This is a genomic window from Stenotrophomonas sp. HMWF003 (genome assembly GCF_003061285.1).
Taxonomy (GTDB): domain Bacteria; phylum Pseudomonadota; class Gammaproteobacteria; order Xanthomonadales; family Xanthomonadaceae; genus Stenotrophomonas; species Stenotrophomonas maltophilia_AP.
The window spans coordinates 1-8,457 of record NZ_QAIW01000105.1 but is presented as its reverse complement, the minus strand read 5'-3'; the positions used below and the strand labels follow the sequence as shown (position 1 = coordinate 8,457).

7 protein-coding genes are annotated in these 8,457 nt (G+C 68.0%); 2 read left to right on the top strand and 5 right to left on the bottom strand.

Going from position 1 to position 8,457, the window contains the following annotated elements:
* The first annotated feature begins 31 nt into the window (after positions 1 to 31).
* The gene (locus tag DBR34_RS04245) at positions 32 to 694 is read left to right on the top strand and encodes a DUF2968 domain-containing protein (RefSeq protein ID WP_258223659.1); all 663 of its coding nucleotides are present in this window, start codon (positions 32 to 34) and stop codon (positions 692 to 694) included.
* Positions 695 to 857: 163 nt separating this feature from the next.
* Positions 858 to 2,219, top strand: a complete 1,362-nt coding sequence (locus DBR34_RS04240) for a serine hydrolase (protein ID WP_128095843.1) — start codon at positions 858 to 860, stop codon at positions 2,217 to 2,219.
* A gap of 11 nt (positions 2,220 to 2,230) precedes the next feature.
* Here the strand turns inward: DBR34_RS04240 and DBR34_RS04235 are convergent, their stop codons facing one another.
* From DBR34_RS04235 to DBR34_RS21205, 5 genes are all read right to left on the bottom strand, one after another.
* On the bottom strand, positions 2,231 to 2,692 hold the full coding sequence (locus DBR34_RS04235; protein ID WP_128095842.1) for a hypothetical protein: 462 nt from the start codon (positions 2,690 to 2,692) through the stop codon (positions 2,231 to 2,233).
* A gap of 185 nt (positions 2,693 to 2,877) precedes the next feature.
* Positions 2,878 to 3,333, bottom strand: coding sequence for a GNAT family N-acetyltransferase (locus tag DBR34_RS04230; protein ID WP_128095841.1), 456 nt, complete (start codon positions 3,331 to 3,333; stop codon positions 2,878 to 2,880).
* Between the two features lie 171 nt (positions 3,334 to 3,504).
* Positions 3,505 to 6,234, bottom strand: a complete 2,730-nt coding sequence (locus DBR34_RS04225; RefSeq protein ID WP_128095840.1) for a TonB-dependent receptor — start codon at positions 6,232 to 6,234, stop codon at positions 3,505 to 3,507.
* Positions 6,235 to 6,829: 595 nt separating this feature from the next.
* A complete protein-coding gene (locus DBR34_RS04220) occupies positions 6,830 to 7,594 on the bottom strand; it encodes a SapC family protein (RefSeq protein WP_128095839.1) in 765 nt (254 codons plus the stop codon).
* Positions 7,595 to 7,732: 138 nt separating this feature from the next.
* The coding region (locus DBR34_RS21205) for a hypothetical protein (protein ID WP_219928209.1) at positions 7,733 to 8,457 on the bottom strand (725 nt) is incomplete at its 5' end.

The following is an 8,457-nucleotide window of genomic DNA, read 5'->3' as shown; positions in this document are numbered from 1 at the left end:
TTCCACCCGCCAGCGCCTGCTCGTGGGCAGCCTGGTGCTGCTGTCGCTGGGCCTGGTGCCGCAGGCACTGGCCGCGCGCGCGCCCAAGGGCGAGCCCACCGAGCCGGCGCGCAGCGCCCCGGTGGTCCGCAACACGGTGGATGAACTTCGCCAGCTGGTCGATTCAAAACAGCTGACCGAACTGCGTACCACCTACAACGGCAGCTACGGCGCCAGCCTGCTGTTCAACACCACCACGCTGCAGTATTACGCCGCCTTGTTCCACGACAAGGATTTCTGGCGCGTGATCAAGACCGATTCGGTGGACAACGCCGAAAAGGTGTACCGCACCTTCGTGCAGCAGACCGAAGAACTGGCCCAGGTGTACATCGACACCACGCGCCTGGAAGCCGGCAAACGCTACACCGAGAACCTGGTGGCCTTCAACGAACAGCGCCTGCGCAGCCTGCAGCAGGAAGCCGAACTGCAACGCCAGCAGTCGCTGCAGGTCAGCAGTTCGATCCAGCAGGCCAAGCAGCAGGCGGTATCGCTCAGCACCGACCTGCGCAGCAGCCACAGCCAGCTGGACGCGCTGAACCAGCGCATCCAGGCACTGCAGGCCCAGCAGGGCAACCCGGCGTTGTCGTTGCCCACGCCGGAGAGCAGCGCACCGGCCGTCGCACCGGCGCCCACGGGCGAATCCAGCAACCCGTAAGCCACGCGGCTCCCTGCCCCCGCAGGGAGCCTGCCGCGTCGCGGCTGGCATCATCGCGGCTTTCCGCCCCCATCCTGTTGCTACCGCCGCGCCCTGACCTGTGTCTGCGCACGGTGCAGTACCCTGTGCCTCTACGAACGACGTAGCGCACAAGGACATGGCCATGGCGACTTCCACCCGCTTGTACTTTCCGCGCGCGCAGCGGCGGCTGGCAGCAGCATGCACGCTGCTGTGCGCGCTGGTGCTGCTGCCTGCCGCCCACGGCGCCCCGGCCAGCGCGACACCGCCGGACGCCGCGGCATCGGATCCGGGCACCTTGGGCTGGATGCAGGGCTTCCCACCGCCGGAAGCCAAGCGCATCCGCTACACCGACAGCGACTATTTCGCCTTCCCCAAGCTGCGCTGGACCGCCTGCCACTTCCGCCAGTTGATGCCCACCGTAGGCGTCAGCCGCGGGCCGGGGGCGGCGGTGCCGCTGCCCCAGCGGCTGGACGCGGCCATCGACGCGCTGCCGTTCACGCCCTTGAACACACGCACGCGCATGACCTGGGCCGAATCGCTGCAGGCCAGTTACACCGACGGCATCATCGTGCTGCACGACGGCGTTGTGGTGTACGAGCGCTACGCCGGCTGCCTGCAGCCCGACGGCCAGCACGGCGCGATGTCCGTCACCAAATCGATCACCGGCCTGCTCGGCGAGATGCTGGTCGCCGAGGGCGTGCTGGATGAGAACGAGACCGTGGGTGCGATCATTCCGGAGCTGGCGCACAGTGCCTTCGGCGATGCCACGGTCAAGCAGGTGCTGGAAATGACCACGGCCCTGCGCTACAGCGAAGACTATGCCGACCCCAACGCCGAAGTCTGGCAGTACGCCGCCGCCGGCAGCACGCTGCCGCCCGCGCCGGGCTACACCGGTCCACGCAGCTACTACGACTACCTGCAGACCGTGCAGAAGCAGGGCCGCCACGGCGAGGCGTTCGGCTACAAGACAATCAACACCGATACCCTGGGCTGGATCATCGCGCGACGCACCGGAAAGCCCGTTTCCACGCTGTTGTCCGAGCGCATCTGGACCCGGCTGGGCGCCGAGCAGGATGCGTACTACACCGTCGATTCCAGCGGCACGCCGTTCGCCGGCGGCGGCTTCAATGCCGGGCTGCGTGATATGGCCCGGCTCGGCCAGTTGTTGCTGCAGGACGGCCGCCGCAACGGGCAGCAGGTCATACCCGCCGCCGCCATCGCGCGTATCCGGGCGGGCGGTGACAAGCGCGCCTTCGCCACGGCCGGCTACACCTTGCTGCCGGGCTGGAGCTACCGTGGCATGTGGTGGGTCAGCCACAACCCGCATGGCGCGTACATGGCGCGCGGCGTGCACGGCCAGGCGCTGTATATCGATCCTGCCGCCAAGGTGGTGATCGCCCGCTTCGGATCCCATCCCGTGGCCGGCAACAGCGCCAACGACCCCACCACCCTGCCCGCCTTCGATGCACTGGCACGGTACCTGATGACCCAGCCGTCCAGATAGCCAAGGGACACTCAGCGGCACGCATCGAATACGGCGTCGTCCATGCGCCGGCTGAGGGCGAAGCTGCGCGACATGCCTGCCTTCCGGTAGGCGACATCGCGTTGGCGCTTCGCCTTCGCGCACATGCGCGGCTGATGATGAAGCGCGATGACCGCGCCCACCGGCCCACGCGTTCGACCGCGTGGCGAAGTACTGCGGCGCGGACGCGGATCCGCCGGCGGCCGGCGCTGCGGTTCCTGCGCACGCTTGCGTGCCTGCAGTTCGCGCCGGATCGCCTCGATCCGGGCGGCATGCTGGCGCTCGGCCGGCACCACATCCACTTCCCAGGCCTGTTCTGCCTGCCCCTCGGCGCAGGCGTGACGCTGGAACGTGGCCACCCCGGCAACCCGGCATTTATGGATCTGCTGCACCGGGGGCGCCGGTGGCGGCGGCGATGGAGCCGCCATTGCGGAAACCGGCAACAGGGCCAGCAACCACCACCCGCGGGCACGCAACAGGGAACGACAAGGAACAGTTCGCATCGGCAGCCTCCAGAACCTGCCGCCAGCATCGCGCCTTCGCCGTGGGAAAATCGGGACACACGTTGCGCATCACCGTCACTGCGTGGTGTCCCTACCCACGCATGCGTGGAAGCAGCCATACCCGTGCAGTGTCGCGGTTACGCGCGCAGGTGCAGTTCCAGTACCTCATCGCCCAGATCGTCGATCTCGCCGGTGGGTCGCCATCCCAGGTGCCGATAGAAGCCGTGCGAGCGAACGGTCGGATCGGCGGCGCAGCCCAGGAACAGGCGCTCCATGCCCCATCGCTGGAAGTCGTCCACCATCCGTGCCAGCAACGCCTTGCCGATGCCCTTGCCTTCCCACGCCGGCAGCAGCGCCAGCACGATGATTTCGCCACTGTCGCGGTCGCCGAAGCAGTAGCCCACCAGGGCGCCATCGGCCTCGGCCACATGCCCTGGAAAGCCTCCCTGGGCGATGCCCGCGGCCCAGCTCTCCACGGTGATGCCAAGCGCGGCCAGTTGTTCAGCGGAAAACGCGTTCTCGCGCGTGCGCCCGCGCAGGTCGATGCAGGCCGCGGCATCGGCCGGTACGGCAGGTCGGTACACAACAGGCATCATCACACTCCTTATCCACGCCACGGTGCATCCATGGCAGCGACGCAGCATACGCCAGTGACGCCACAGCGCTGGCGCACGCGGTCATCGTCAGCCCCTGCGTGACCGCGCCGGCGCATGCAGAAAGGGCCCGGCAATGCCGGGCCCCGGTGCGCCGCACACGCGTCCGCGTTACAGGAAGCGGTAGTCGAATTCCAGCCACAACTGGCGCCCGTACGGGTCGTAGTTGCCGACCGGGTAGAACGGCCAGCCGCCGCCATTCTTGTCGGCCGGTGGGCGGCTGTCGCGCAGGTTGTTGACGATCAGGCCCACGCTCGCATTCTCGGTGAGCGTGCGGTACAGGCTGGCGTTGTAGGTCATGTACGGCGCGATGCGACCGCTGCCATCGCTCTTGGGCAGGGAGCCGTAGCGCATGCCGTACAAGGTGGCGGTCCAGTCGTTGATCGCCCAGGTCACGCTGCCGTTGACCTTGCTGCGCCACTGGTTGGAATCGAGCGAGTTGCGCTGGTCCACCACGTCATCCTCGGCGAACTGGCGGTACTCATGGTCGATCACCAGCGAGTACGCCAGCCGCGTGGAGAACCGGCCGTAGCGGCCCGCATCCCAGCGCGCGGTGGCCTTCAGGTCGATGCCGCGTACCGATTCGGACGCTGCGTTGATCGGGTTGATCAGCACGCGGGTCACCTGGTTGGGCTGCACCGCCGCGTCGGCCGGGTTGCGGATCACCCGCGCCAGCGCGTCCTGGCACTGTGCCGAGTTGATGTCGCGGGCATCGCCGCCCACCGTCTGGCCCAGGCGGCAATCGGCCTCATCGCGCAGGATCCGCGACGAATCCAGGTTGGTTACTTCATCGTCGATGCGGATGTCGTAGTAGTCGGCGGTGAAATCCAGGTTCGCCGTCGGCGACCACACCAGGCCCACTCCGTACGACTTGGCCGTCTCCGGCTGCAGCTGCGGATTGGCGCCGCTGGTGTAGTCGATCGAGAGGCCGCTGTAGTCGCAGTCGTCATACGCCTGCCCGGCGGTGCGGCAGCGCCAGTAATCGGTCATGCCCGGGTTGTAGCCGCGGGTTTCGCTGGCGAACACATAGTTCATGTCCGGCGCGCGGAAGCTGGTGGCGGCACTGGCGCGCAGCAGCAGGCTGTCGAACGGGCGGAACTCCAGGCCGGTGCTCCAGGTGGCCTTGCCGATATGGTCACCGGCAGCGCGGTACTGGTCGTAGCGACCGGCCACGGTGGCGGTCAGGCGCTCCAGCAGGGGCAGCTGCAGCTCGACACCGGCGGCATAGCGGTCGCGCTCGCCGCCGGACGGAATGCCGGCACTGGTGTTCCAGAACTCGCCGGTGGCCAGGGCCGGATCGGGACGGTTGCGGTAGCCCTGGCTGCCTGCTTCGACCACGGCGGCGAGCGCCGCACGGCCGCCCGGCAGGTCGAACAGCTGCCCGTTCACGCTGAAGGTGGCCGCCTGCAGCCAGGCCGCGTTGCGGCTCTCCTGGGTGGACGACAGGGTCTCGTACTCGTTCGGAGTCAGCGGCTGGTACAGCCGCGCAGGATCGGGCGCATACACGTCCACGCCATTGCGCGTGCCCAGCTTCGGACCCAGCAGGTAGTCGTTGATGCCGGCCAGCAGCACCGGTCGGCGCGTGCGGTTTTCATACCGCGAGCGGCTGTAGGCCGCTTCATAATCCCAGTCGCTGGCACCCAGGCTGCCGCGCGCGCCCACGTTGAACGACCACGACGACTCCAGGAAGCGGTTGGCATTGCGCTGCACGCCGCCGATCTCTTCGGGGGCGAAGCGGCGGTACCAGCTTTCCAGCTGCCCGCTGTTCTGGTTGTAGAAGTAGTTGCGCGACGAGGTCCAGCTGGGCGCGCGGGTGTTGTTGTAGATCCGCGCCGTGCCGATGGCCACGTCGGCGAACAGTTCCTGGCGGTCGTTGAGGTGCCAGGTCAGCGCGCTGTACGCATCGATGTTGCGCTTCTCGGTCTGCACGGTCCAGAACGTGGCCGCTGCTTCATTGCTGCCGCAGTACCAGCCCTGGCGCGGATTCTGCGCGCGGAACACGCTGCCGCCGTACAGGCCGCTACTGGCATCGCAGCCGGCGGCACCGGGATCGATGTAGCTGTTGGTGCTGGCATTGCGCCGGTAGGCCACGCCGGTGGCCAGCGGGGTGACCCCGCGCGGGTCGTCGGTGAGCGAATCCATGAAGTCGCGCTGCGAGCCGTAGATCGCCTTGCGGTTGGCGATTTCCAGCCCGAAGATCGCCTCCCACTGGTCACCGGTGCTGCCGCCCACCACCTGCAGGCGCTGGTTGTCGCCGCCCCCCTGCTCGGTGGTACCGGCCTTGACGTTGATGCCAACGCCCTCGTAGGACTTCTTCAGGATGATGTTGACCACGCCGGCGATGGCGTCCGAGCCGTACACGGCCGACGCGCCGCCGGTGAGCACCTCGATGCGGTCGATCAGCGCGCTGGGGATGTTGGCCAGGTTCACCACGTTGACCGAGCCTTCGTAGGCCAGCGGGTAGTCGGACTGGCGGCGGCCGTTGACCAGCACCAGGGTGCGGTTGGGGCCGAGCCCGCGCAGGTTGATGGTGTTGGCAGCCGGGGTGAAGGTGTTGCCGAAGTCTTCGCCCTGCACGCTGCCGGTGTTCTCGGTCAGCGCGCTGAGCGCTTCAAAGGCGCTGCGGTAGCCCTGCGCCTCGATCTGCTGCTGGGTGATCACGGTGACCGGCGAGGGCCCTTCCACGCTGGCGCGGGGGATGCGCGAGCCGGTGATCCGGACCGCCTCCAGTTCGGTGGGCGCCGGGCCATCGGCGGCATGCGCGAACGGGCTGGCGGCAAGCAGGGGCAACAGGGACACGACCAAAGGCCGCAGGCGCAGCGGACGACGAAGCAGAGACATACAGGTTCCTGGGTAAGGGACAACGTTCCGGTGCGGCAAGCCATTGCCACAGGGGGACCGGAAGGCGCGCCAGTTTGCTGAATACGCCCCTGCCCGGGAAATGACTGCCCGGGATATGCATATCGATTTTCTGCCTAAGACCCGGTCGCACTGGCCCGCGGCACATTGCAGGGAACCTCGCAGAGTGAGCTGGGTCGGTCGCGAGCGTGAGGGCCCCGTAGCAGCCAGTAGGCCCCTGGTGCAAATGTCCCCCGGCCTGGCGGCCTCCTCCTTTATTTTGCCCAGGAGCCTACCGGCCGCTACGGGGCTCGGCTTGCGGTGAGTAGGGGAAGCCAGGATTTTCTAGCGCTGTCGGTGGGTCGGGCGCTGGGTCCCCATGCCCTATCCGGCGAATGTCCTCCGGCGTCGGCCTGCGGCCGCCACCTCCCCCTTTATTTCGCCTCCAAGGGCATGGGGACCCAGCGCCCGACCCGCCGACGGCCGCGCCCGAAAAGCGTAAAAGCACCTTTCTGCCTGCCCAGCGTATGGGCGAAGAACCTAACAAAAACGGCGACCCTGCGGTCGCCGTCGTGATGCATCGCCCTGGCTGCGGCGATCAGGCCTTGGCGGCGGCCTGCAGGCTCTGCCGCTGGACCAGCGCGTTGAAGCGCGACAGCGAGCTGAGGTGGTGGTGCACCAGCGCCAGGTAGCCATTGCGGTGCCAGGCCAGCACGATGTCATCGGGCAGCTTGGACAGCTTTTCCACGTCGACCACGTGGAACCCGTTCACCGACATCTGCTCCCCGTTGTTCAGGGTCACATCGATGCTGCGCTCCACCAGCAGGTCCTGGGCCAGGATTGCTGCGGTGAACTGACGGGTTGCCTCGTGCTCGCGGGTGAAATCGCCGCAGAAACGCATGGCGTTATCGACCAGTTCGGTGGCCTTGCCGTCCACGAACAGGGGCTCGCCTTCGTCACTGGTGCCCTTGTTGACATGCTCGGCTTCGGCGTCGATGGCCAGCAGGTAGTCACCGTTGGTATCGGCCTGCATGAACACGAACGGGTACCGGCGCACGTAGGCGGGGGCGTAGGTGTCTTCGGCCCACTTGTCGCCGTCGATGAACAGATTGCTGCGGGCCAGGCCCACGGCCACGATCGGCGCAGCGTCCTTGCCGGTGAACAGGATCGGGAAATGCTGGGCCGCCAGGCCGAACTCGCCCACCACGGCCGGAATGGCATTGGTTTCGGCCGCAAAGGCCACGGTGCCCTGCACCAGGCGCCAATTGGCGTGCTTGTCCGATTGCAGCGGCAGCGGCTGGCGGTAGAACAGCGGGCCGGCGGCCTGGGCCTGCGCCGGGGGGGTAGTGGTTTCAGCAGTCATGGAATAGGTCAGGTACGACGCGCCAGACAGCCCGGGCGCGAAAGCGGGCACCGCATTGATCGGCCACTATAGCGTGGCTCCATGACGATTTGCGCCGTGCCGGAAGGCATGGAGGGCCGCCGGCGCGGCGGTCATCGCCTAGAGCGCGGTGAACTCACCGCACTCGGGCAGCGGCGTATCCGGCTGGTAGCGGCCGCCATCGAAGCGCAGCACCCGCTGGTAGGAGCAGGTCCGGTCGGTCTGGGTGCGCAGGTCCTGCTTGCGCAGCGGTGCGCGCGCCTGGGAATCCTGCAGCCGCGACGCCCCTGCCGGGAAACGGGTGGCGGTGGTGGTGTAGCGCAGCACCGGCATGCCTTGCCCGGCCGGGTCCAGGCGCAGCACGCCGGCGAAGCTGTACTGGTCATGGCAGGCGCCCGCGCGCCGGGCGGTGTCCTGTTCACCGAAGCAGGCACGGATCATGGCGTGGCCGTCCGCGGGCAGCGTCAGTACGTCCGGATCGATCTGGATGCCATCGTCCATGTGGCGGATACGGCTCAGCACCAGGGTGGACGCGCCGGCATCCCCGCCGGAGTACATCGTGGTCACGCTGCGCTGCACGCCCACCAGGACGTTTTCCAGGGCCGCCTGCTGCGGGTCGGTCGGCCTCTGCCCCGCGTCGGCCCCGGGCGCCAGGCGCACGATGAACGGCCATGGCGTATCGGTGCCGGTGGCGTCGGCACCGGCGGTATCCAGCGGGATGAACCAGGTATGCGGCTCGGCCGCACCGGGCAGGTGGTGCTCGATCTCCAGCTGCGACGCCTGCTCGTCGCCCTCGCGGGCGGTGCGCACACACCACTGCCGGTCGGCCGTGCAGAAGCGTGCCG

Bases quoted from the DNA above. Each gene is read 5' to 3' on its own strand.
- DBR34_RS04240 (WP_128095843.1), top strand. From the start codon at position 858: ATGGCGACTTCCACCCGCTTGTACTTTCCGCGCGCGCAGCGGCGGCTG.
- DBR34_RS04230 (WP_128095841.1), bottom strand. From the start codon at position 3,333: ATGCCTGTTGTGTACCGACCTGCCGTACCGGCCGATGCCGCGGCCTGC.
- DBR34_RS04225 (WP_128095840.1), bottom strand. From the start codon at position 6,234: ATGTCTCTGCTTCGTCGTCCGCTGCGCCTGCGGCCTTTGGTCGTGTCC.
- DBR34_RS04220 (WP_128095839.1), bottom strand. From the start codon at position 7,594: ATGACTGCTGAAACCACTACCCCCCCGGCGCAGGCCCAGGCCGCCGGC.